Origin of the sequence: Aequorivita vitellina (genome assembly GCF_022008365.1) — a bacterium.
Taxonomy (GTDB): domain Bacteria; phylum Bacteroidota; class Bacteroidia; order Flavobacteriales; family Flavobacteriaceae; genus Aequorivita; species Aequorivita vitellina.
In genome coordinates this window covers 75,408-99,192 of record NZ_JAIRBA010000001.1, presented here as the reverse complement: position 1 = coordinate 99,192, position 23,785 = coordinate 75,408, and the positions used below count along the sequence as shown (strand labels likewise).

Here is a 23,785-nt window from a genome sequence, read left to right as displayed (position 1 = left end):
TACCTATTAAACCAACAACTTCTCCCGAACCCTACTCGACGCAATTTTTGAAGCGATAACACCTAAAACAGTAATCGTAACAAAAACGATTACAACATTTAAAAACTCCATTTTTACCGGGTAAGCCAAAGTGCTGGTTATAGCCACAAACTCAAATTTTAATTGAGCAATCACTGCCAGAATTCCCAAGAAAATTCCAAATAAGCCACCAAGCACAGTCATTAACGTACCTTGTAAAAAAAATATGCGTCGTATTTCGGGCAATGAAGCGCCCAAATTATAAAGTGTTTTTATGTTTTTTCGCTTGTCTAAAACCATCATTATTATGGAACCAATCACGTTGAAAAGCGCAATTATCAACACCAAAGTAAAGATTAAATAAACGGCAACGTTTTCAGTATTCAGCATTTTATAAAGGGCGTCGTTTTGCTGAATTCGGTTTTTAATAATAATTTCTTCCGGAAAAATCTTCGCAATTTTACTGCGCACATTTTCTTCAGAGGCATTCGGAAGCAGTTTAATTTCAATAGCTGAAATTTTTGTACTGTCTAACGATAACAAGTTTCGGGCAAATTCTAAATCTGAAAAAACGTATTTCGCATCTAAATCTTCATTTACTTGATATACGCCGGAAACCACTACCATTTCTTTATTAAATGCATCGGTTGGGTCAAGCGCATTGAGTTGTCCCGTGCCAGGTTTTGGTACGTAGATTTCTAAAAGTTCGCCGTAATCGCGCACGCCTAAAGACAATTTTGCAACTGTAGAAAGGCCTACTACCACTTCGTTTTGATGCGGTACCAACCAATCGCCATAATACATAATACTGTCTAGTTGGGTCACTTTTCCGTAAAGTGAGTCCACTCCTTTTATATATGAAATGTGGTTCTTTCCTTTATAATGAAGAAAGATGCGTTCTTCAATTATTTCAGAAAAGTTTTCGATGCCTTCAATAGTTGAAAGTTGCGATTTTTGTGCTTCCGAAAAAACAATTGTTTTTCCGCTGTGGGGAAGAATCTTGAGGTCGCTGTCAAATTCATCTGTAAATTGAAGACTAAAATCCTTTAAACCCGAAAAACCCGAAAGTACTATAAACAGGGACATTGCACCCACTACAACGCCCATTGCCGCAATACCAGTAATAATATTAATGGCATTGTTGCTGCTTTTTGAAAACAAATAGCGCTTAGCGATGTAAAGTGAAAAATTCAAGCTATGATTTTTTTCTTTTAGGAAGCAGATCGGGATCTTTTAGCGGATTATCTTCACCTTTTACAGCCTTGTCTATCTTTTCAATGTATTCCAAAGAATCATCGTTATAAAAAGAAAGATCTGGCATTTTACGCAGTTGATTCTTTGTTAATTGTGCAATTTGATGTTTTATATTCGGCTTTAATTTGTTTAGCTCAACCACAATTGCATCTGCTTTATCTGCGGGAAACACGCTCACATAAACTTTCGAAATGGAAAGATCTGTGGTTACAGTTACCTTGCTCACTGAAATTATAATGCTTGTTTGTCCTGCTTCGCGAAGCATATTTTGAAGCACGTTGGCGAGGTCGTTTTGCAGAACGCTCGCAATTTTCTTTTGTCTATTACTTTCTTCCATATTGCAAAAATAGAACATAAAACCGTACCGAATGTTAATGAAGCCTCAAGCTTGTTGAAATTCAATAGAATTAAGTTTGTATTTTTGAACCCAACAACACGTATTTATGGAAAAAATAGAACATATAGGCATTGCGGTTAAAAACATTCAAGAAGCAAATAAAATTTATGAAGCCTTGTTGGGAAACGCGCCGTACAAAAGTGAAAAAGTTGAAAGTGAAGGAGTAGAAACTTCGTTCTTTAAATGTGGCGAAAGTAAAATTGAATTGTTGGAAGCACTAAATCCTGAAAGTCCAATTGCAAAATTTATAGACAAGAGGGGAGAAGGAATACACCATATTGCTTTTGCCGTAAAGGATATTAAAGTTGAAGTAGAGCGACTTAAAAAAGAAGGATTTAATGTGCTTAATGAAGAACCGAAAAAAGGTGCTGATAATAAGCTTGTTGTTTTTCTTCACCCAAAGTCTGCAAATGGTGTTTTGGTGGAGCTTTGTCAAGAAATTGAGAATAACTAAAAATAGTTTTGTGGTATTTGGAAAGTGTTTTACCTTTGCAAACCTTAAATTCATCCATTTTAGGATTTTGCGTCAACCTAAGATTTGGCAGTTACTTGAAATTTTGATATTATTACGGTCCCATAGCTCAGCTGGTTAGAGCACCTGACTCATAATCAGGGGGTCCATGGTTCGAGCCCATGTGGGACCACTTTTTTAAACAGAATTTTTGCGAAATAATATCGTGCAATTTTTAAAGTTTGAATGAGTTATTACAGATAGAACAATCCATTTCAATTTAAAAAATATATTTTTTATTTTAGATTTTTAATGGCAATCCCCAATCGATAATTCTGTTTAATGTTGACAAGCATTTATCTTTTTTTATTTCTTTTAGTCCAGGCTAGAGATGATGTGCCGCCACCTAATCCACCACCACCAGGACCTCAATTACCAATTGACGATTCGATCTGGATATTGATTGTTGCTGGTCTTATCTATGGATTATATATTATCTACCAAAAAAATAAATCTACAAGTAAGGCATCATAAGGTTTTTTACATATTTGCCAATAATATCAAACTCTAGATTTACTTCGTTTCCTTCTTTAATTGTTTTAAAATTTGTATTCTCAAAAGTATAGGGAATAATGGCTACACTAAATTCTTGTTTTTTAGAATTTACTACAGTTAAGCTAACGCCATTTACTGTAATAGAGCCTTTTTCAACAGTGCTGAAGTCTGCATTTTTATAACTAAAAGTAAAAACCCAACTACCGTTTTCTTCTTCAATTTTAATACAAGAAGCAATACCATCTACGTGGCCTTGAACCATGTGTCCATCTAAGCGATCGCCTAGTTTCATGGCTCTTTCTAAATTTACCAACGAACCTTTTTTTAAATTTTTAAGATTTGTTTTGTCTAAAGTTTCTTTAATGGCAGTTACCACATACGAGGTTTCGTGTATTTTCACAACCGTTAAACATACGCCATTGTGAGAAACACTTTGATCTATTTTTAGTTCTTGCGATAGCGAACTTTCAACTTCTATATGAAGATTTTCACCGTCTTTGGTAAGATTGATTATTTTGCCAACGGTTTCAATAATTCCTGTAAACATTGTAGTATTTGGTTACATTTGTACTGCAAAAGTAACAATTTAAAAAGCCAAACATAATGAGTAGCGAAGATAAAATAGTGGTGGGTATTTCCATAGGTGATATCAATGGCATTGGCAGCGAAATTATTCTGAAAACATTTGAAGATTCGCGCATGCTGGAGTTTTGTACGCCCGTTATTTTTGCATCGGTAAAACTGATGTCTTTCTTCAAAAAACATTTTGAAACAGATATTAATTTTCACGGAATTGATAAAATAGAAGATTGTATTCCAAAGAAAATAAATGTATTGAATGTTTGGAAAGAGCACGTTGAGGTCACTTTTGGTGAGGAAACAGCTGTAGGTGGCGAATACGCCATAAAATCGTTAAAAGCAGCCGTTGCCGCATTAAAGGAAAACAAAATTGACGCTTTGGTTACTGCGCCAATTAATAAGGCTAATATTCAGTCGGAAGATTTTAATTTTCCCGGGCATACAGATTATTTGGCACAGGAACTTGAAGGCGAAAGCTTAATGCTGCTAATTTCTGAAAACCTTCGTGTGGGTCTTTTAACAGATCACGTAGCCGTAAAAGATGTAGTTTCAAATATTACACGCGAGCGCATCGATAAAAAAATAAACACCATTTATCACACTTTAGTTGAAGACTTCGGAATTGAAAAACCAAAGGTTGCCGTTTTAGGAATTAATCCGCACACTGGTGACAACGGTGTAATTGGTGATGAAGACGACACTATTTTGCGCCCAGCTTTAGATAATATTCGTAAAAATGGCAAAATGGTTTTTGGACCCTATGCTGCCGATAGCTTTTTTGGCTCAGGAAACTACAAAAATTTTGATGCCATTATAGCGTCATATCACGATCAAGGATTAGTCCCTTTTAAAACCTTAGCTTTTGGAAAAGGTGTAAACTTTACGGCAGGGCTAAACCGTATTCGCACCTCGCCAGATCACGGCACAGCGTATGATTTAGCAGGAAAAAACGAAGCCAACTTTGAATCTTTTCGCGAAGCAGTTTTCAGTGCTGTTTCAATTTATAAAACACGTATAGACTATAAAGAAATTTCTAAAAATCCGCTTAAAACAAACCGTAAAAGAGGTTACTCAAAAAAGAAATAGAAAAATTAATTGCTATTCAAATAATTTTTTATCTTTGCACCCGCCTTATCCGTAAGGTTAAGGTCTTAAATAGGTGTGAAAATGAAGGATTTGAAAGAGTTTACCATCCCTTTTGTAGGGCTGAAATTAGGAAAACACCAGTTTAACTTTGAATTAAAAAAAGCGTTCTTTGAGCATTTTGAGTATGACGAATTTAATGACGCAGCCATTAATCTCGATGTACAGCTGGAAAAAATGAGCACATTATTAGAGTTTACATTAGATTTTAGTGGAACTGTAAATGTAGCTTGCGATACAACAAACGAGCCTTTTGATCAAGAAATCGCTGGTGCGTATAATTTTGTAGTAAAATTTGGCGAGGAATACAATGATGAAAATGAAGATTTACTCATTTTGCCTCACGGAAGTTACGAAGTAAACATTCAACAATACGTTTATGAATCCATTGTGTTGGCTATGCCCTCGCGAAGAGTTCATCCCGGAGTTGAAGATGGTACATTAAAAAGCGATATACTCGATAAACTTGAAGAATTAAGTCCGAAAGCGACAGATGAAGAAGAGTCGCCCGAAGACGAAAATACCGATCCCCGTTGGGATTCATTAAAAAAACTATTAACGGATAAATAATAAATAGCAATGGCACATCCAAAGAGAAAAATCTCGAAAACTAGAAGAGATAAGAGAAGAACGCACTACAAAGCTACTGCACCTACACTTGCAACAGACCCTACAACAGGAGAGTCGCATCTTTTCCACAGAGCACACTGGCATGAAGGCAAGATGTACTACCGTGGTCAAGTTGTAATTGATGCAACTGAGCAAGTAGAAGCATAATATACTTTAATCATATTCAAAACTCTCACACACCCGTGAGGGTTTTTTTGTTTTTTAACTTTTCAAAAGTCAAAAACAACATAATTAGTGCCGAATTTCAAGTAAAATTTAGTATTTTTCACTCTTTTTAAAAGATTTTTGGTCTTTTTTGTGAATTTTAATTCAGCTTTATGAATACGATCACGGCAGCTATTACCGCTGTAGGGAGCTACGTTCCAGATTACGTCCTCTCCAACAAAGTTCTGGAAACGATGGTAGATACCAACGACGATTGGATTACCACCCGCACCGGAATTAAAGAAAGAAGAATATTAAAAGATAAAGACAAAGGCACCTCCTATCTTGCTATCCAAGCAGCAAAAGACCTCCTCAAAAAAAGTAATACAGACCCAGCAGAAATAGACATGGTTATCATGGCAACTGCAACACCAGATATGCCCGTGGCGGCAACAGGTGTTTATGTGGCTACACAAATAGGTGCTGTAAATGCTTTTTCTTTTGATCTCGTTGCGGCCTGCTCCAGCTTTCTCTTCGGAATGTCTACTGCAGCCCGCTATATTGAATCTGGAAAATATAAAAAAGTACTCCTTATTGGCGCAGATAAAATGTCGTCAATTATTGACTATACAGATAGAACCACCTGCATTATATTTGGTGACGGGGGTGGAGCGGTTCTGTTTGAACCAAATACCGAAGGTTTAGGTGTAAAAGATGAATACCTACGCACCGATGGTATTGGCAGACCTTTTTTAAAAATTGATGCTGGCGGTTCTTTGCTACCTGCTTCAAATGAAACAGTTGCCAATAAACAACATTTTGTTTTTCAAGAAGGAAAAACAGTTTTTAAATTTGCCGTTTCCAATATGGCAGATGTGTGTGAAAAGGTCATGAAAAGAAATGATCTCACGAGCGAAGATGTTAACTGGTTAGTACCACATCAAGCTAACAAACGTATAATTGACGCAGCAGCTTCCCGAATGAAATTGCCCGATGAAAAAGTGATGATAAATATTCACAAATACGGCAATACTACTTCAGCAACCTTACCGCTGTGTTTGGCAGATTATGAAAACCAACTAAAAAAAGGTGATAACTTGATATTTGCTTCCTTTGGCGGAGGCTTTACTTGGGGTGCCGTTTATGTTAAATGGGCCTACGATTCAAAATAATTAACTAAATCAAAAGACTAAACTTTATAATATGGATTTAAAAGACATTCAAAACTTGATCAAGTTTGTGGCAAAAAGCGGTGCCAGCGAAGTAAAACTTGAAACAGAAGACATCAAGATCACTATTAAAACAGGATCTGAAGACGGTAAAGGTGAAACAACTTATATCCAGCAAATACCTACAATGGCGCAGCCGCAAATGCAAATGCAGCCCCAAACATCTGCTGCACCGCCACAGCAAACAGCTACTACAACCGAAGCACCCGCAGAAGCTACAGACTCAAAATATATAACAATAAAATCTCCAATAATCGGTACTTTTTATAGAAAACCATCGCCAGACAAACCAGTATTTGTTGAGGTTGGTACTTCCATTAACGAAGGTGATGTGCTTTGTGTTATTGAAGCTATGAAGTTGTTTAATGAAATTGAAAGTGAAGTTTCAGGAAAAATTGTAAAGGTGCTTGTTGACGATTCTTCACCTGTTGAATTTGACCAACCTTTATTTTTAGTAGATCCATCTTAGTATAAATTCCAAATAACAAATTCCAAATTCCAATTATTTTTGGAATTTGGAATTTGGGATTTGACATTTCATAAAAATTATGTTTAAAAAGATATTAATTGCAAATAGGGGCGAAATAGCATTGCGAATTATCCGCACCTGCCGCGAGATGGGTATAAAATCGGTTGCAGTTTATTCTACTGCCGATGAGGAAAGTTTGCATGTACGTTTTGCAGACGAGGCCGTATGTATTGGTCCGGCAGCTAGTAACCTGAGCTATTTAAAAATGTCTAACATTATTGCCGCGGCCGAAATTACAAACGCAGACGCAATACACCCCGGTTACGGATTTCTTTCTGAAAACGCTAAATTCTCAAAAATATGCCACGAACACGGTATTAAATTCATTGGAGCTTCGGCTGAAATGATTGAACGCATGGGCGACAAAGCTTCAGCTAAGGCTACAATGAAAGCCGCTGGAGTTCCCACCGTACCTGGTAGCGATGGCATAATTGAAGATTTTGAGCAGTGCGAAAAACTAGCAGAAGAAGTTGGTTATCCAGTAATGCTAAAAGCTACCGCTGGGGGTGGAGGTAAAGGAATGCGTGCCGTTTGGAAAAAAGAAGAACTTAAAAAAGCTTGGGATAGTGCTCGCCAAGAAGCTGCAGCAGCCTTCGGAAATGATGGCATGTATATGGAAAAGCTTATTGAAGAGCCACGCCATATCGAAATACAAATTGTAGGCGATAGTACTGGTAAAGCTTGTCATTTAAGTGAGCGCGATTGTTCTATTCAACGCCGTCACCAAAAACTTACCGAAGAAACGCCAAGCCCATTTATGACGAAAAAACTTCGTACAGATATGGGGAACGCGGCAGTAAAAGCAGCCGAATATATTAAATACGAAGGCGCCGGAACCATAGAATTTTTAGTAGATAAACACCGAAATTTCTACTTTATGGAAATGAATACGCGTATTCAAGTAGAGCACCCAATTACCGAGCAAGTAATTGATTACGATTTAATTAGAGAGCAAATTTTAGTGGCTGCCGGAATTCCAATTTCAGGGAAAAACTACACGCCACAACTTCACTCTATAGAATGTAGAATCAACGCCGAAGATCCGTATAACGATTTTCGTCCTTCGCCGGGTAAAATTACGGTTTTACACGCGCCGGGAGGTCACGGGGTACGTTTAGACACGCACGTTTATGCAGGTTATACAATTGTGCCATATTACGATTCAATGATCGCAAAACTTATTACAACCGCCCAAACACGCGAAGAAGCTATCAATAAAATGAAACGTGCTTTAGATGAATTTGTAATTGAAGGTATAAAAACTACAATTCCATTTCACCGTCAATTAATGGACGAGCCAGATTATGTAGCCGGAAATTACACAACGGCGTTTATGAATACCTTTAAAATGAACGAGCCCGAAGAAGAATAACTATTTTTTTCAAATAACAAATAGTAAGCGCCAAATTCCAAAAGTAAAACCTTGAAATTTGGTGCTTTTTTTTAGAACCACAAAAGCGATCCAATCTACAACTGCCCATTTCAAAACGCGTTGTTTAATACAAAAATATGAATCTTTCTTTTTGGGAAAATAGCACCTGGTTTTCAAACATCGATTTCGCTGTAATTGGCAGTGGAATTGTAGGATTGAATTGCGCACTTTCGCTTCGAAAAAAACATCCAAAAAGTAAAATTGTCATCTTCGAGCGCGGGGTGCTTCCCAGTGGTGCCAGCACCAAAAATGCTGGGTTTGCCTGCTTCGGGAGTATTTCTGAAATATTAGACGATTTAAAAAACCATTCCGAAGAAGAAGTAGTAGCGCTTGTAAAGAATAGGGTGGAAGGCTTAAAATTATTGCGAAATACACTTGGCGACAAACAGTTAAATTATCAAGAAAATGGGGGCTACGAACTTTTCACTAACGAAGATGCTGAACTTTTTGAAACCTGTAAATCAAAAATTAATTATGTAAACAAATTGTTGAAACCTATTTTTAATGCTGAAGTTTTTTCAGAAAAAGGAAACCATTTCGGGTTTAAAAATATTCAACCAAACCTCATTTTCAGCAAATTTGAAGGTCAGATTGATACCGGAAAAATGCTGCTCGGGCTAATCAAAAAAGCTTCGGAAGAAAACATTTTAATTTTGAATTCTACTGAAATCACCCACATTACGGATACTGGCGAAAATGTTTCACTTCAATTGAACTCCTCGGAAAACATTTCGGTAAAAAAAGTTTTTATCGCCACCAATGGCTTCGCAAAACAATTTATAAAAGAAGATGTTACCCCTGCGAGAGCACAAGTTTTAGTGACAAAACCCATTGAAAACCTAAAGCTAAAAGGGACTTTTCATTTAGACAGAGGCTATTATTATTTCAGAAATATTGAAAATAGAATTCTTTTTGGCGGGGGAAGAAATCTCGATTTTAAAGCGGAAGAAACTACCGAAATGCATCTAACGGAACTTATTCAAAACAAGTTGGAGCAATTGCTTAAAACCGTAATTTTGCCGAATCAACCTTTTGAAATTGAGCGACGTTGGAGCGGCATTATGGGTATCGGAAAACAGAAAAAACCAATTTTAAAAGCCGTTTCTAAAAATGTTTTTTGTGGGGTTAGGCTGGGAGGAATGGGCGTTGCTATTGGCAGTTCGATCGGGAAGCAATTGGCAGAATTAATTGATTAAAAACATATGATTAAAAAACTATTCAAATTCATATTTAAGTTTTTCCTTTGGTTCATTGGGCTTACGGTGGTTTGGGTGCTTCTTTATAAATTTGTTCCCGTGCCGTACACACCTTTAATGGCCATTCGCGCCATTGAAGGTGATGAAAATTATAAAACACGCCACGATTGGGTGCCAATTGAAGCGATTTCTCCGTACTTGCAATTGGCGGTAATTTGTGCCGAAGACCAAACTTTTTTAAGCCACAGCGGCTTTGACCGAGAAGCGATTGAAAAAGCTTTAGCAAACAACGAAAAAGGAAAGAAGTTACGCGGCGGAAGTACCATTTCACAACAAACCGCAAAAAACGTTTTTTTATGGCCAGACCGAACCTGGTTCAGAAAAGGTTTGGAGGCATACTTTACTTTGTTAATTGAAACACTTTGGAGTAAAGAGCGTATTTTAGAAGTATATTTAAACAGCATTGAAATGGGCAATGGCGTATTTGGTGCCGAAGCAGCCTCGCAATATTGGTTTAAAAAATCGGCAAAAAACCTGAAGGTAGAAAATGCCGCTGCCATCGCTGCCATTTTACCCAGTCCGCAACGCTACAGTGCCAATCCGCCCGGAGCTTATGTAGCCAAACGCACGCAATGGATCGTGCGGCAAATGCGTTATTTTGGCCCCTTTACACTGGAGAAACAAAAACCAAAAGAAGTTAAAAAGAATCGAAAAAAATGACCGCAGTAGAACTGAAAACCGAATTGCTGCAACACTGCCATAAACAGGTTGACAACCGCTATATTAAAATAAAACAAACCATTGCTGATATTGAAGAATCTTTACTCGAAGAATCTAAAAGCAGCAGTGGCGACAAGCATGAAACTGGAAGGGCGATGCTTCAAATAGATAGGGAGAATGCGGGAAAACAACTTCAAGAAATTGAAAAACTGGTGCAATTATTAAAGAAGATAGACGTAAATACCACTTCAGATTATGCCAGATTGGGCAGCTTGGTTTACACCGATAAGTTTACGTATTACCTCAGTATTTCTATTGGTACTGCTTCGGTTGCAAACACAGATTATCTTTGTGTTGCTTTAAATTCTCCAGTTGGGTTGCTAATTTCGGGAAAGCGAAAGGGCGATGAATTTATTTTGAACGGGAATGAGTTTAAAATTAAAAACCTGAAGTAAAGCTTTGGTTTAAAACTTGGTCGCTATTAAAACTTTTGGCATCTTTTCGCTCATTGCTAACAGCCATTTTAACTGTTCGTGAATTAAATGTGCCTCTTCAAGTTTTGCAATAAAATCATCAGATTTTTCTGCTTTTTCTGCTTCGGAAAACTTAATTTTTTTACTGAGAATTGTTTCAAATATATCTTCGAAATTACTGGTTTTATCAGTGACTTCTGAAGTAGTTTCATTATTTAAAATTGCTTCTGCCATTAAAAGATTTTGAACTATTCTTGAAGAAATAGCATTAAAATTTTCGGAAGCTGGAGTAGTTGGATTATTTAAAATGTAAGTACTCAACGAGGCCAACGACGATAAAAAAGTGTGGTTTAGCATCGCAATTTCATACACTTTATCTATATTTTTTCGTTTAGATTTTGGTTCTTGCGTCATGCGCTGAAACGCAGAACTAAGGTCGGACATTTCTAAAAAAGCTTTTTTTCTGGCCACTTTATATTGGTCAGATACTTTTCCTTTTTTATTGTAGAAAGCTATTATTTCCTGCAAATAAATGCGGTTTGCTTTTACGGTTCCTATTAAAGTATTATGCAAGCTGTGTATTTCCCAGGCCGGCCAGAGAAACAAATTGCCTAAAGTTGCCAAGCCTGCCCCAATAAGAGTATCTGTTACACGAAATTGAATTACATTAAAAACATTTGGGCTAAGTAAGGCATAAATAAAAACTACGCTCAAGGTAATAAAGGTGGCAGATGCCTTATAGTTGCGTTGCACCATAGAAAAAGCAATGACCAATGAAGTTATTGCTAAAATACCGTAGAGGGTAGTGTTTTGGGTAATTAAAACAATTCCTACGGCCAAAGCTCCGCCAATTAAAGTGCCGATGGTTCGTTCTTTTGAACGTGTTTTAGTGAGTCCAAATGCAGGTCGCATAATAACTATTAACGTAAGTAAAATCCAATATGGATTTTGAACCGCGAAAAGTATGCCCACGCCATAACCTATTATCGTCATGGTAGCCAACCGCAACGAATGTTTAAAAATGGATGAGCGAAGATTGAAATTTTCTACCAAAACCTCAAAATCATAATTCTGTTTGGTTAAAAATCGTTTGGCATGCTCAGATTTTATAAAAGAAATTTGACGGCGGTCTGGATTGCTGAGCAACCATTCAATTTTATCAATCTTTTTTACTTGTTCTTTTTGGTATTTATAGAGATTTCGAAGCATTAACAAATCTTCGCTATATACATCTTCCGAAGCGAAAACATCTTCTCTTACCCGTTGTAGATATGTTTCTATTTTGGCGCTATTCCGAAGCTTTTTTGGATTTGAAAGAAAATTCGAAATAACTCGTAATCTATCACTCATGGCAAAAAGTAAACCTTGAAAATCTGCTAATTGCTGTGGTTTTTTCTTAAAAAGCGCATCGGTTTTTGAATAGTTTACGGGGTTGGACATTGCCAATTCAAGCATATCTACCAACTGTACAAAAATGAGCATTCGCTTGCCTTCGTAATCTGATTTTCCCGAACCAGCTCTGCTCGAAATTAATATATCGCGCAAGGTTTCGTGAATAGTAGTAAGTTCTGTTTGCGTATTTAAAAGTTGTTTTAAAAGTGCCGATCTGTCTTTGTTTTCCACTACCAATTCGCCGCGCGTATGTAAATAGTCGGCGGTGAGTTTAAGTGTTTTTGAAAGATAATATTCTGTAGGAGCTTTCGGAAAAATATAATGGCGAAGCAACGAGAGCGCAGTATACCAAAGCCCTCCAATGCCAATTAGCAGCGCTCTTTCAAAAGGTTGCATATCTGCCGAAACATTCGAAAAACTAAGTACCAGCGCCAAAAGTCCAGAGAAACTAATAAGTGATGCGCGAAATCCGTAAATAGAAATATACGATATGAAAAACATTAAAATTCCCAAGATTGGAAACAAAAACCACAACGAAAGATGTAAATAGCCCCCAACAAAACTTACCAACATGGCGAGCAACGTCGCAAATAAAAGCCCGGTAATTTTATGCCGAATACTTCCGCTTACATCACTTGGCGAGGCAAGTAATGCGCCAACAGTAATAGTAACACCAATAGGAAGTACGTGAAATTTTATACCAACAAGAATAGGTACTGTAAGCGCAATACCCAATAAGATAGCTCTTGAAAAATCGGTACTATTAAAGTATTCCGATAGATCATTCAGCGTTTCTTTTACGATGTTTTGCGACTTTTTCAACAGGATTAATTTGGCTAGCGGCAAAGGTATTGACTACACATTGTAAGTTCGTTAATCTTTTCAGAAAAGAAAATTGTTATTGTTTTATTAAATAGGTTTTTGCATACTCAGATTGGGTTTTAAAGTATTAAATTTAAGCTATTCGTAAAGATTAGTAAACATGAAAAATAAAATAATAGAATTAAAACAACGTCCCACAGGAAAACCGTCATTAAATGATTTTGAATTCACCGAAGAAGATATGCCGCAACCAAAAGATGGGGAATTATTATTGCAAACAAAATACGTTTCGGTAGATCCATATTTGCGCGGAAGAATGCGTGATGAAAAATCGTACATTCCGCCTTTTGAAATTGGTAAACCTTTGGAATCTGGTATTATTGCTGAAGTGGTAGAATCTAATAACAGCAATTTTAAGAAGGGCGATTTTGTAAATGGCATGCTTCAGTGGAAGCAATTTCAAACCTCGAACGGAAATGGATTAAACAAAGTTGACCGTAAAAACGCGCCATTAAAAGCCTATTTAGGAGTTTTGGGATTAACAGGTTTAACGGCTTATTTGGGTCTTGAGAAAATAGGGAAACTTCAAAAAGGGGAAACACTTTTAGTTTCCGGAGCCGCAGGTGCGGTGGGAAGCGTTGCAGGGCAGATAGGAAAAATAAAAGGTTGTCGCGTTGTTGGCATTGCAGGAAGCGAAGAAAAAATAGATCAGATTAAAGAAAAATTTAGCTTTGATGCCGCTATCAATTACAAAACCACGAGTAATATGAAAAAGGCAATTGAGACTGCTTGTCCCAATGGCGTTGATGTTTATTTTGACAATGTGGGCGGTGAAATTCTGGATGCCGCTTTGGTGAATATGAACAAATTTGGAAGAGTGATAAATTGTGGTGCAATTTCGCTTTACAACAAAACCGAAACCCAAACCGGTCCCAGAGTAGAACCACTGCTTATTAAAAACAGTATTTTAATGCAAGGTTTTATTGTGCGCGATTTCGTAAAAGATTTCGGCCCCGCCCAAAAGCAATTGGGTAAATGGATGGAAGACGATAAACTAAATTATTTAGAAACTGTAGTTGAAGGTTTTGACAGCATTCCGCAAGCGTTTATAGATTTGTTTAACGGGAAAAATAAAGGAAAGATGATTGTTGTGGTTTAGTTTGAAGTTTAAATTTCGCAACTACATTAAAGGTGAAAACAATCCGGCTAATTTCTCCATAAGTTGGGTGAATTTTGAGCGAGTGTTCCACGATTTTAAATCTATACTAGTTGCATCTTTTAAGTCATCGTAAAAAGTTTGGCGAAGTTGGTGCGCAATTTCTTCATCATAAACAATTGCGTTTACTTCAAAATTTAAATCGAAACTGCGAATGTCCATATTTGCAGTGCCAACAATAGTAAGCTGCTTATCAACAACCATTGTTTTTGCGTGCACAAATCCTTTTTGATAACAATATATTTTGGCGCCAGCGTTTAAAAGTCGGCCGTAAAAGGAACGTGCAGCATAGTTTACGAAATTTGAATCTGAAGCGCCGGGAACTAATATTTTCACTTTAGTACCACTTGCCGCGGCAATCACCAAGCTTTCCAAAATGCTATCGCCAGGCATAAAATAAGGTGTGGTAATAAGAATTTCTTCTTTGGCCAAGTTGATAGCCTGCAATAATGTTTGCTGAATTAAAGGCGTATCAGAATCTGGTCCGCTAAAAGCAATTTGCACAATTTTATCAGCTTCGGACGGAAACTCCTCGTCGTCGGGAAAGAGGATTTTAGTAGGCTCCAATTGTTCACCCGAGCAATAATTCCAGTCGCCTATAAAAACATACTGCAAGCTTTTAACCGCTGGTCCTTCAATTTTTAAATGTGTATCGCGCCAAAATAAATCATTCTTTTTTTGGGTGTCGTTAATGTACTTATCACTTACATTTATGCCCCCAACAAATCCCAAAATACCATCAACAACAATGATTTTACGGTGGTTGCGGTAGTTTAACCTATTTGCTAGTGCAATAAGTTTTATTTTGTAAAAAGGAAAAGCTGAAACTCCTGCAGCTCGCAATCTAGGCACTTGTTTTTTGCGAATTTCCCTACTGCCAAAATCGTCGTAAATAAAACGTACAGTTACACCTTGTTGCGCCTTTTGAATCAACAAGTCTATAATTTTACGACCTATTTCGCCCGCATCAAAAATATAATATTCAATATGAATGTGATCTTTAGCATTGGAAAGGGCTTCCAACACACTCGGAAATTTATTTTCTCCGTTATGCAAAAGAGTAACATCATTTCCCTGCGAAATAGGGCTTGAAATTTCGTTAAGCACCAAGCTGGCCAGTTTTTTAAAATTTTTAACCGTCTCATATCTGGTATTAATTACAGTTTGCGAAGTTTCAAAAATGCGGTTTTGAATGGTTTTCTTCAATTTCGCATTGTTGAAAATCTTTTTACTGTACATTTTCCGCTTGCGATAATTGATGCCAAATGAAAAATAAATGATGATTCCTATAAACGGCAAAAAGATAATAGCTAGCAGATAAGCAAGCGTTTTGGTGGTGTTTTGCGTGTCGTACACAACCCTCAGGCTAACCAAGACGACGATAATTCCATAAATAATTTCGGAAAGAAGAATCCAGTTCATATTTAATAAAATTGAAAACGTGTAGCCTAAAATTAAAACTTTTAAAATTAGTTGAGCACGAAAGTTTAAACTTCTCTTTTTAAGGAAGTCAGTTTATTTGGAATACGAAAGATGTAACATAATATTTACTTCCAGCGAATTGTGATGCTTAAAAAAGATTGTTTGTTCGTTCCAAATACTTTCAATAAGGAAATGATCGCCTTTAAAATAGCTTTTTTTAATCGCTACTTCAAGCTTAGTTTTTTCTTCTGAAACCTTAAGTTGATGGGGAAAGACTATAATATTTTCGGAAACTTTATTAGCTGAAAATAATTTCTTTGGAAGTAAATTCGCATCACCAAAAAAGCCTGCTTGATATTCGGTTGAAACGCTTTCGTAAATAAATTGTGGCGTGCCAGTCATTTCGATCGTTCCATTTTTCAGCATTAAAATATGATCGGAAAACGCCAAAGCTTCATCGCTATCGTGGGTTGCGGTGATGCAACTGATGTTATTTTTTTTCAAATAACTGAAAATATTTCGTTGTAATTTATTTTTTCTGAAGGTGTCAATATTGCTGAAAGGCTCGTCCAGCAAGAGAACTTCGGGTTCGTTGGCTAAAGCTTTTGCCAAAGCTACGCGTTGTTTTTGTCCGCCGCTGAGGTTTTTAACCAATGTATTTTTGAAGGCTTCCATTTCAACAACTTCCAGTAATGCGTCAATTCTATTTTCGTCTTTTTCTTCGTCTAATTTTGAAAGGTGCGAACCAAGATTTTCAGCAACGGTTGTAAAAGGCATAATGTTGAATTCTTGCGCTACCAGTTTCATAAATAGCTCACCGGGAATAAGTGTTTTGGTGGGTCCGAGTAGCTTCTTTTCGTTGTAATAAATGCTTCCGTTTTCTAAATGAAGCAGGCCGTAAACAAGATGTAAAAGTGTGGATTTTCCGCAGCCGCTTTCACCTAAAATGCTGAGGTGTTCGCCTGGTTTTAAAGTGAAATGAATGTTCTTTAAAATGGTTTTTTCGGAATAGGAAAAGGAATCGATTTCAACTTTTAGCATCGCAAAAATTATTTGGCTAAAATTCCTTCGGTGTCAATAGCGGGGAGTTTAACCGTTTTTTCATCTGAAATACTGTACGGAGCAAAAGTAAATTTTCTTTCAAAGAGTTTATTTTCAGCAAAAAATGTAACCAGGTATTCATTGGTAAAACCCAATACATCGTCAGCCATAAATTCAACTTTTACCGCGTCTTTTGAGGAAACATTACCTAAATTACGACGCAGTGTTGTTGTTTTTTTATCATTGGTATTGCCGCGCGACATTACTAAAACGGTGTCTATTTCTTCCTCGCGATTATTCACAAAATAAATTGTCCACAAGGCTGCTTCAATCTCTTGATCCCATTCTTTAATTGCTACAATATGAATGTTTTCAGCTTGCGGTATTTCAATATCTTTTCGCATAGTTAATCGTCAATTTTCCACATAATCCAAACCGCCAAAAGTGCGATTGCTGCGACGCCCAACAAAATGGAACCTATAATAATTTTGATGGCTGCGATTATAAATGTTAGATAAGCAATTGCTAAACCAACAATTACGAGCAGGGCAATAACAAGGTATTTTTTCATAATAAAAATTTTAAAGTCTAATAACGCGGCGGCGTCTCACATCTATTAAAGCACACTTTTAAATTGCTCTAAAAAGCGAACATCGTTTTCACTGAACATTCTAATATCTGGAATTTGGTGCAAAAGCATAGCAATTCGATCAATACCCACACCAAATGCGAAGCCGGAGTATTTTTCTGGATCGATGCCACAGTTTTTAAGCACATTTGGATCTACCATTCCGCAGCCGCCAATTTCTAGCCAGCCGGTTCCTTTTGTAATTTTATGATCTGCTTCGGTTTCTAAACCCCAATAAACATCAACTTCGGCACTTGGTTCCGTAAACGGGAAATAGGAAGGACGAAGTCGGATTTTAGATTTTCCAAACATTTCCGTAGTGAAATATTGCAGCGTTTGCTTCAAGTCTGCAAAGCTTACACCTTTATCCACATACAAACCTTCCACTTGGTGGAAAAAGCAGTGCGACCGTGCTGAAATGGCTTCATTTCGGTAAACGCGACCCGGTGAAATTGTACGGATTGGTGGTTTGTTGTTTTCCATGTAGCGAACCTGCACAGACGAAGTGTGGGTGCGCAACAAAACATCTGGGTTGGTTTGCACAAAAAATGTATCCTGCATATCGCGGGCAGGGTGATATTCGGGCAGGTTTAATGCGGTAAAGTTATGCCAGTCGTCTTCAATTTCGGGGCCTTCGGAAACGTTGAAACCGATACGCAAAAAGATATCGATAATTTTGTTTTGCACGATGGAAATGGGGTGACGCGAGCCTAGCGAAATTACTTCTCCCGGACGCGAAAGATCGCCGTAAACGCCTTTAGTTTCAGTGCTGTTTTCAATAGCTGCCTTTAAAGCATCTACTTTTTCCTGCGCTGTATTTTTAAGCGTGTTTATAACTTGCCCGAATTCCTTTTTCTGTTCTTTCGGTACGTTTTTAAATTCGGCAAAAAAGCTATTTAAAATGCCCTTCTTCCCTAAATATTTTATGCGGAAGTTTTCTATTTCTTCTTTATTGGTTGAAGAAAATGCTTGTACTTCGGATATGTGGTTTTTTATTGTTTCTATCATTACAAAATTTTCTAAGGAAAAAATATTTTAGTTAATCACTTTCTTTTCAACAAAATACTGCACAATTGCTTCCTTCATTAAAACACTTTGTTCTCCTGCTTTTAGCGGTGGTAATTGTTCTAAAACCGTGTAATGTGGCCAGCCCTCTTCGTCAAAATAATCGAACTCGTAATAGCCATACGGTTCTAAAACTCGGCAGATGGCTATATGCATTAGGTTTAGTTTTTCGTCTTTTTTAAACTTTCGGTGTAATTGACCCAGCTCCTGCAAACCAATCAAATAGATTATTGCATCTAAGTCTAAAGTATCTCCATCAGCAAAGCGGTTGCTCAGTAGCTTTACTACTTCTTCCCATTGCATTTTTAATTGTTCGTCGCGTGCCATTTAATACATAAATTAATCTGCAAAGATACATTTTACAATTCTGAATTATGAATACAGAATTCAGAATTTGGAAAATGGTATATTTATAAAAATTTTTGAAATATGAATACCATAGATATTGTAATTGGCATCATTTTAATCATAGCTTTTTTTATGGGTTTTCGGAAGGGAATTCTAAGATCGTTAGCATCATTAATCGGTCTCGTTGCTGGGGTTTATGGCGCTATGTTTTTTTCAGATTATGCGCGCGTTTATATTGAAAAATGGTTTGACTGGAGTGAAGACTTAACCAATATAGCATCTTTTTTAATCACCTTCTTTATTATTATGTTTCTCTTTGCGCTGTTGGGAAGAATTTTAACAAAAGTGGCCGATTTCGCAATGATGGGTATTTTCAATAAAATTTTTGGAGGTGTATTTAATGCCTTAAAATTTGCGTTTATATTAAGCGTTGTTTTTATGTTTGTAAACGCTTCTGAAGATTATAGAATCCTTTCGCCCGAACAACGAGACGACTCAATTCTTTACACGCCCGTTGCTGCAATAGCGCCTGCTATTCTGCCAGCAATTATGAAAGAAGTGGACGAATTGAATATTGAACTGCCAGAAATAAATTCGCCTTTAGAAAACGAAAACGTTAAAGACAGTATTGAGTAACTTTTAAAGTTGTTTTAAATCGGTGGCGGGAATCCAGCCGTCTTTTCCGTCTGCTAAAGTAATGCGGTACCAATTGCCATCCTGCGCAGAAATTTGAACCTTGGTGCCTTCGTGAAGTGTAAATGCAACGCTGCTTCCCATTGAAGGTTCGGTTTTTACTTCAATTTCGCTCGCAAAAATAATTGCGGGTTGTTTTTTGGTGAAATCGCTATACGTTACAAAAGCCATCGTTAACGATGTCACTAGAAAAATTCCCGCAAACATCGAACTTGCAAAAAGCAAACGCTTTCTTTTTTCGGTATAAGCGAAATAGTAAAATAAAAATAAGGCCACAAAAAGTATTGAAAAAATAACTGCTAAAATTGCCCAGCCATTGAATGTGAAAACGCCTGCAATGCTCTTATACCATTTTGAAAAAACGGTTTGTGGTAAAGGCTCAATAGAATCAATACGCGCATTTTCTGCAAAAGCAAGATTATTTTTTATGTCTGAATCGTTGGGTGAAAGTTGAAGCGCTTTCTCGTAATAATACACACTCGGACCAATTTGGTTCAACTTATACTGCGCATTTCCCAGATTGAAATAGAGTTCGGCAGAATGTTCGCCTTTGTCTAAAATCTGCATCCAAGCGTTGATTGCTTGTTGATATTTTCCATTTTTGTAAAGCTCTTTCCCTTGATCGAAAAGATTTTGGTTTTGGGCAATACTCGAGAAGGAAACTAATAAAATTAATATGTACAGCAGCTTTTTCATCTTCTTCTTTTTTACTGTATTTGTTTATCAATGTTTGAAATAACCGTCACCGCTTTGCTGTAATCTTGTTGCACAGATGAAGTACTTGCCGAAGCATATCGTGCAAACTCGCAGCTTTTTAATATGCCGATGAAGTTTTCAACAACGGGTGCTTCAACGTTTCGTTCCGAAAGCATTTTTGAAATGAGACTTTTTTCCATTTCAGTTGTTTCAATATTGAGTTTTGCTTTTAAATAATTGTGAAGTGCGCGTTCCAACGCTTCATAAAAAGCACCCGGGTTGGCCATATTTCGTTTTGCTTCAGACAGGTATTTTTTAGCGAGCTTATTTGCTTGTCGTAATTTGTTTCCTTCTACATCATTTAAGCGTTCTCTGCGTTTTTTCCCAGCGAGAATAAATAGCGGAATCAATAAAAATGGCCCACCCAAAAGCGACCAAAATAACGGCGATTTAAAGAAACCTTCCTCCGCTATCGGCCGTAGATTGGCGTCTAACTTTATATATTTAAAATTGTCTTTTGAAAGCACAACTTTTTTATTGCCATCGCTTGCAGTTGAGTTTGGCGTAGTGGCAGATATTGGTCCGTTTTCAACTTCAATTGTAAATTCTTTTGAAGTGATGGTTTGGTATTTTTCAGTTTTCGGATTGAAAAACGAAAAAGTAATCGGGTTTATAGGATATGTACCTTTAAATTGCGGGACAATAGTGTACGAGTCAGTAATAGAACCTTGCATTCCGCCAACGGTTGTATTTACACTTTCGCTGTGTTCTGGTTCATAAACTTCCAATGTACTTGGAAGTTTTACCGAAGGAATTGTAAACAATTTTAAGTTTCCTTTTCCTGAAACTTTCACGTCGAGTTGCAGAGATTCATTCGCGTTGAGCGTGGTTTTGTTTGCAGCTACGTTAAAAGCAAAATCGCCAACTGCGCCGTTGAAGCCGTCGGGTTTTCCTTCCAGCGGAAGTGGTTTAACATTTATAGTTCGCTTTCCGGCAGAAATTGTTTTATTAACGCGCTCCATCAATCTGCGGCCAAAAATATCACGGCGATTGCCTTGAACGTCTATTGGAACATCTAGCGTAAGCGGCTCAATTTCTAATTCGCCGGTTTTTTGCGGATAAAGTACAGTAGTTCTTAAAATTACAAAGCGATAATCTTCGCCATTGTATTTGCCTTCGGAAACCTTATAATTGTTTTGATTGTCAATATTCTGACTCCAAAAATCGGCATATTTTGGAGTGTCAATTTCACGCCATTGGCTGGTAATACTCACGTCGTGCGAAACATATAATTTGTAAGTTACAGTTATAGCTTCATTTAAAAATGGATTGGCATTTGAGACTTCTGCCACCAAATGTACGTTTTCACTCGCAACATATTCTGCATTATTGCCGTCTTTTGGCACTGCCACGGCAGCAGTAATTTCTACTTCAACGGGAAGTGTTTTATAGGTTTCGCCTTCAACTTCAATGGTGGCTTGACCAATAGTAACTTTTCCGCGCGTTTGCGGAGATAAAAAGTATGAATACGTTTTTGAAAAACTTCTTTTGCCATTTATCCACGAATTGCTGATGGATTGATTGGGCCCACCAACAACGCGAAAACCATCAAAATTTGGTGGTCTAAAATTATCGCCATCTTGGTTCATTTCAAAATCTACTCGTAAACGTTCGTTTATTCCGAGTCTCTTTTTGCTCACTTTGGCATCAAACTGAACTTGCGCAGTAGCGGCAAATCCGCACAGCACAAAGCCCAAAAGGAATAAAATTTTCATCGTCTTCATAATCTACCAATCTTTATCAGATTGCACTTTCGTGCCTTTCTGTTTTTCAGCATTTATCTTTTCCTGTGTTTTTTTCTCTTCGTTGTTCATTGCTTCCAAAAGACTTTTTACTTGTTGAGGCGAAAGTTGTCCGGGAACAGGCTGTTGCTGTTGCGGTTTGTCGCCTTCTTCATCTTTTGGTTTGTCTGGCTTGCCTTGGTCTTTATCTTCATCGCCTTCCTTTTTATCCTCTTTCTGGTCGCCTTTGTCTTTGTCTTCTTTTTGGTCGCCCTTATCGACTTCGTTATTTTTATCGTCTTTATCTTGTTGATCTTTGTTGTCCTGATCTTTTTTATCTTCGTTTTTATCCTTGTTCTCGTCGTTTTTATCTTGCGGCGGTGGCGGATTTTTTTCCAACATGTCTTTTGCCAAAGCTAGATTATAGCGCGTTTCATCGTCATTCGGATTGTTCCGAAGTGCATTTTTATAACTCTCAACGGCTTCGGTATATTTTTTTTCATTCATATACGTATTCCCCAAATTGTGGAATGCTTTGTGCTTTTCGGCTTTCGTGTCGGCAGTTGCGGCAGCCTGCTTAAAACGAAGCATCGCTTCAGCATTTTTTTCTTTTCCGTAGTAGGCGGTTCCCAAATTATATTTGGCCGTTTCGCTTTTTGGGTTTAAAGAAATGGCTTGGCGGTAATCTGCTTCGGCAACTGAAAATTTATCCTTTTCAAGCGACTGTTGGGCTTCGCTCATAAAATTCTGTGCGGCTTTCAATTCTCTTCTCTGCTCTTTGGTTTGTTGTGCAAATGAATTCAACGAAAAAGCAAACGCACAAAAAATCATTACAATTCTCGGCATATTTTTTTTCTGAAAAAACGTTTTATCTTCAAACATAATCTATTGTTTTTCCTTTTCATTAAACAAATTCAATTTTTTAAGCCATGCTGTTTGTCGTTCTAAAAAGAATACATCTAAAGCCAGCAAAAACAATGCCCCAGCCAAAAACCACTGAAATTGATCTTTAAAATCTGTGAATTGTTTGGCTTCAAACTCCTTTTTGTCCATTCCGCTTAAAATGGCTTTTACTCGATCCACAACAGCTTTAGTATTTGCACCGTCAAGATACTCACCATTAGTGGTTTTCGCAATCTCTTTAAGAGTTTCTTCACCTAATCGGCTTATAACTTGTTCGTTGTTTTTATCGCGAAGGTAATATTGTAACACCCCATTTTTTTTAATTGGAATTGGTCCACCTTCAACAGTTCCGACGCCAATGGGAAATATTCTAATTCCTTTTTCGGCAGCTTCCTCAGCAATTTTTGCGATGTTACCGCCGTGATCTTCCCCGTCGGAAACTAGAAACATAACTCGGTTTGTCTGGCTTTCATCATCATAAAAAGTCTGCGCCATTTCAATAGCTTGGGTAATTGCCGTGCCTTGCGATGAAACCATATCGGTATTCATTCCGTTTAAGAATAATTTGGCAGCAGCAAAATCTGTCGTTATCGGTACCTGCGGAAATGCGCTACCGGCATAACCAATTATTCCTACCCGGTCTCCCGAAAGATTATTGATAATTTGGGTAATCAATTGTTTCGATTTGTCTAAACGGTTTGGCGCAATGTCTTCAACAAGCATACTTTTTGAAACATCCAAGGCAAAAACAATGTCTACACCTTCGCGTTTTACGGTTTCAAGTTTGGTCCCAATTTTTGGGTTTACCAAAGCAAAACTCATACAGGCAATTGCCAAACAGAGTACCAAAACTTTTAAAATAGATTTAAAAAGCGAGCGGTTTGGACTTAATTTTTTAAGTAATTCTTTGTCAACAAATTTCTTTTGAACTGTTTTTTTCCAAACCAAAAGCAATAGAAAAACCACCACTATCACCGGAATGGCGAAGAGAATGTAAAAATATACGGGCTGTTCTAATTGATACATTT

The 23,785-nt window shown here is 37.2% G+C and carries 27 protein-coding genes and 1 tRNA gene; 14 read left to right on the top strand and 14 right to left on the bottom strand.

Features of this window, described 5'->3' with window-relative positions; all coding sequences use genetic code 11:
• Positions 1-6 precede the first annotated feature (6 nt).
• Together K8089_RS00465 and rbfA are read right to left on the bottom strand one after the other, a co-directional pair.
• Positions 7-1,212: an FtsX-like permease family protein gene (locus K8089_RS00465; RefSeq protein WP_237601294.1), complete on the bottom strand. Its 1,206-nt coding sequence runs from the start codon at positions 1,210-1,212 to the stop codon at positions 7-9.
• A 1-nt stretch (position 1,213) separates the two neighbouring features.
• Complete coding sequence (gene rbfA / locus K8089_RS00460) at positions 1,214-1,627, bottom strand: 30S ribosome-binding factor RbfA (RefSeq protein ID WP_237601293.1); 414 nt, start codon at positions 1,625-1,627, stop codon at positions 1,214-1,216.
• An 88-nt stretch (positions 1,628-1,715) separates the two neighbouring features.
• Here rbfA and mce point away from each other — a divergent pair, with 88 nt between their 5' ends.
• The 3 genes from mce (at position 1,716) to K8089_RS16675 (ending at position 2,654) form a co-directional block, all read left to right on the top strand.
• On the top strand, positions 1,716-2,123 hold the full coding sequence (gene mce / locus K8089_RS00455; RefSeq protein WP_237601292.1) for a methylmalonyl-CoA epimerase: 408 nt from the start codon (positions 1,716-1,718) through the stop codon (positions 2,121-2,123).
• A 116-nt stretch (positions 2,124-2,239) separates the two neighbouring features.
• Positions 2,240-2,313 (top strand) — tRNA-Ile (locus K8089_RS00450).
• A gap of 149 nt (positions 2,314-2,462) precedes the next feature.
• Positions 2,463-2,654 carry a PID-CTERM protein-sorting domain-containing protein gene (locus tag K8089_RS16675; RefSeq protein ID WP_407932371.1) on the top strand — a complete coding sequence of 64 codons (192 nt, stop codon included), beginning with the start codon at positions 2,463-2,465 and terminating at the stop codon, positions 2,652-2,654.
• Here the strand turns inward: K8089_RS16675 and K8089_RS00445 are convergent.
• Positions 2,635-3,222: a riboflavin synthase gene (locus K8089_RS00445; protein ID WP_237601291.1), complete on the bottom strand. Its 588-nt coding sequence runs from the start codon at positions 3,220-3,222 to the stop codon at positions 2,635-2,637. The two genes, K8089_RS16675 and K8089_RS00445, sit on opposite strands and share 20 nt — an antisense overlap.
• Positions 3,223-3,278: 56 nt before the next feature.
• On the opposite strand from K8089_RS00445, the gene pdxA reads away from it, so the two are divergent.
• From pdxA to K8089_RS00400, 9 genes are all read left to right on the top strand, one after another.
• Positions 3,279-4,340, top strand: coding sequence for a 4-hydroxythreonine-4-phosphate dehydrogenase PdxA (pdxA, locus tag K8089_RS00440; RefSeq protein ID WP_237601290.1), 1,062 nt, complete (start codon positions 3,279-3,281; stop codon positions 4,338-4,340).
• A gap of 81 nt (positions 4,341-4,421) precedes the next feature.
• The gene (locus K8089_RS00435) at positions 4,422-4,967 is read left to right on the top strand and encodes a YceD family protein (RefSeq protein WP_237601289.1); all 546 of its coding nucleotides are present in this window, start codon (positions 4,422-4,424) and stop codon (positions 4,965-4,967) included.
• 9 nt (positions 4,968-4,976) lie between these two features.
• A complete protein-coding gene (gene rpmF, locus K8089_RS00430) occupies positions 4,977-5,174 on the top strand; it encodes a 50S ribosomal protein L32 (RefSeq protein ID WP_062620449.1) in 198 nt (65 codons plus the stop codon).
• Between the two features lie 170 nt (positions 5,175-5,344).
• Positions 5,345-6,343, top strand: a complete 999-nt coding sequence (locus K8089_RS00425; RefSeq protein WP_237601288.1) for a beta-ketoacyl-ACP synthase III — start codon at positions 5,345-5,347, stop codon at positions 6,341-6,343.
• Positions 6,344-6,374: 31 nt separating this feature from the next.
• Positions 6,375-6,869 carry an acetyl-CoA carboxylase biotin carboxyl carrier protein gene (gene accB, locus K8089_RS00420; RefSeq protein ID WP_237601287.1) on the top strand — a complete coding sequence of 165 codons (495 nt, stop codon included), beginning with the start codon at positions 6,375-6,377 and terminating at the stop codon, positions 6,867-6,869.
• Between the two features lie 79 nt (positions 6,870-6,948).
• Entirely contained in the window at positions 6,949-8,301 is a 1,353-nt protein-coding gene (gene accC, locus K8089_RS00415; protein WP_237601286.1) for an acetyl-CoA carboxylase biotin carboxylase subunit, read from the top strand.
• 137 nt (positions 8,302-8,438) lie between these two features.
• On the top strand, positions 8,439-9,557 hold the full coding sequence (locus K8089_RS00410; RefSeq protein WP_237601285.1) for an NAD(P)/FAD-dependent oxidoreductase: 1,119 nt from the start codon (positions 8,439-8,441) through the stop codon (positions 9,555-9,557).
• 6 nt (positions 9,558-9,563) lie between these two features.
• Positions 9,564-10,277, top strand: a complete 714-nt coding sequence (gene mtgA / locus K8089_RS00405; RefSeq protein WP_237601284.1) for a monofunctional biosynthetic peptidoglycan transglycosylase — start codon at positions 9,564-9,566, stop codon at positions 10,275-10,277.
• Entirely contained in the window at positions 10,274-10,732 is a 459-nt protein-coding gene (locus K8089_RS00400; protein ID WP_237601283.1) for a 3-oxoacyl-ACP synthase, read from the top strand. The genes mtgA and K8089_RS00400 overlap by 4 nt, the downstream gene beginning before the upstream one ends.
• A gap of 9 nt (positions 10,733-10,741) precedes the next feature.
• Here the strand turns inward: K8089_RS00400 and K8089_RS00395 are convergent, their stop codons facing one another.
• The gene (locus K8089_RS00395) at positions 10,742-12,964 is read right to left on the bottom strand and encodes an FUSC family protein (protein ID WP_237601282.1); all 2,223 of its coding nucleotides are present in this window, start codon (positions 12,962-12,964) and stop codon (positions 10,742-10,744) included.
• Positions 12,965-13,124: 160 nt separating this feature from the next.
• On the opposite strand from K8089_RS00395, the gene K8089_RS00390 reads away from it, so the two are divergent.
• Positions 13,125-14,123 (top strand): NADP-dependent oxidoreductase, encoded by a 999-nt coding sequence (locus tag K8089_RS00390; RefSeq protein ID WP_237601281.1) that lies wholly within the window; start codon positions 13,125-13,127, stop codon positions 14,121-14,123.
• Positions 14,124-14,144: 21 nt separating this feature from the next.
• Here the strand turns inward: K8089_RS00390 and cls are convergent, their stop codons facing one another.
• The 6 genes from cls to K8089_RS00360 form a co-directional block, all read right to left on the bottom strand.
• On the bottom strand, positions 14,145-15,602 hold the full coding sequence (gene cls, locus K8089_RS00385) for a cardiolipin synthase (RefSeq protein ID WP_237601280.1): 1,458 nt from the start codon (positions 15,600-15,602) through the stop codon (positions 14,145-14,147).
• 93 nt (positions 15,603-15,695) lie between these two features.
• Positions 15,696-16,643 carry an ABC transporter ATP-binding protein gene (locus K8089_RS00380; protein ID WP_237601279.1) on the bottom strand — a complete coding sequence of 316 codons (948 nt, stop codon included), beginning with the start codon at positions 16,641-16,643 and terminating at the stop codon, positions 15,696-15,698.
• Positions 16,644-16,651: 8 nt separating this feature from the next.
• The gene (locus K8089_RS00375) at positions 16,652-17,047 is read right to left on the bottom strand and encodes a hypothetical protein (protein ID WP_237601278.1); all 396 of its coding nucleotides are present in this window, start codon (positions 17,045-17,047) and stop codon (positions 16,652-16,654) included.
• A gap of 2 nt (positions 17,048-17,049) precedes the next feature.
• Positions 17,050-17,214: a hypothetical protein gene (locus K8089_RS00370; protein WP_237601277.1), complete on the bottom strand. Its 165-nt coding sequence runs from the start codon at positions 17,212-17,214 to the stop codon at positions 17,050-17,052.
• A gap of 45 nt (positions 17,215-17,259) precedes the next feature.
• Positions 17,260-18,279 (bottom strand): phenylalanine--tRNA ligase subunit alpha, encoded by a 1,020-nt coding sequence (gene pheS, locus K8089_RS00365; protein WP_237601276.1) that lies wholly within the window; start codon positions 18,277-18,279, stop codon positions 17,260-17,262.
• Between the two features lie 27 nt (positions 18,280-18,306).
• On the bottom strand, positions 18,307-18,663 hold the full coding sequence (locus K8089_RS00360; RefSeq protein ID WP_237601275.1) for a hypothetical protein: 357 nt from the start codon (positions 18,661-18,663) through the stop codon (positions 18,307-18,309).
• Positions 18,664-18,765: 102 nt separating this feature from the next.
• Between K8089_RS00360 and K8089_RS00355 the strand changes: the two genes are divergently transcribed.
• Positions 18,766-19,320: a CvpA family protein gene (locus K8089_RS00355; RefSeq protein WP_237601274.1), complete on the top strand. Its 555-nt coding sequence runs from the start codon at positions 18,766-18,768 to the stop codon at positions 19,318-19,320.
• 3 nt (positions 19,321-19,323) lie between these two features.
• On the opposite strand, the gene K8089_RS00350 is transcribed toward K8089_RS00355, so the two are convergent.
• Genes K8089_RS00350 through K8089_RS00335 form a run of 4 tightly spaced genes read right to left on the bottom strand, consistent with a single transcriptional unit; the run spans position 19,324 to position 23,783 of the window.
• Positions 19,324-20,073, bottom strand: coding sequence for a tetratricopeptide repeat protein (locus K8089_RS00350; protein WP_237601273.1), 750 nt, complete (start codon positions 20,071-20,073; stop codon positions 19,324-19,326).
• A gap of 11 nt (positions 20,074-20,084) precedes the next feature.
• A complete protein-coding gene (locus tag K8089_RS00345; protein WP_237601272.1) occupies positions 20,085-21,857 on the bottom strand; it encodes a BatD family protein in 1,773 nt (590 codons plus the stop codon).
• Between the two features lie 3 nt (positions 21,858-21,860).
• A complete protein-coding gene (locus tag K8089_RS00340) occupies positions 21,861-22,736 on the bottom strand; it encodes a tetratricopeptide repeat protein (protein WP_237601271.1) in 876 nt (291 codons plus the stop codon).
• A 3-nt stretch (positions 22,737-22,739) separates the two neighbouring features.
• On the bottom strand, positions 22,740-23,783 hold the full coding sequence (locus K8089_RS00335; RefSeq protein WP_237601270.1) for a VWA domain-containing protein: 1,044 nt from the start codon (positions 23,781-23,783) through the stop codon (positions 22,740-22,742).
• Between the last annotated feature and the right edge of the window lie 2 nt (positions 23,784-23,785).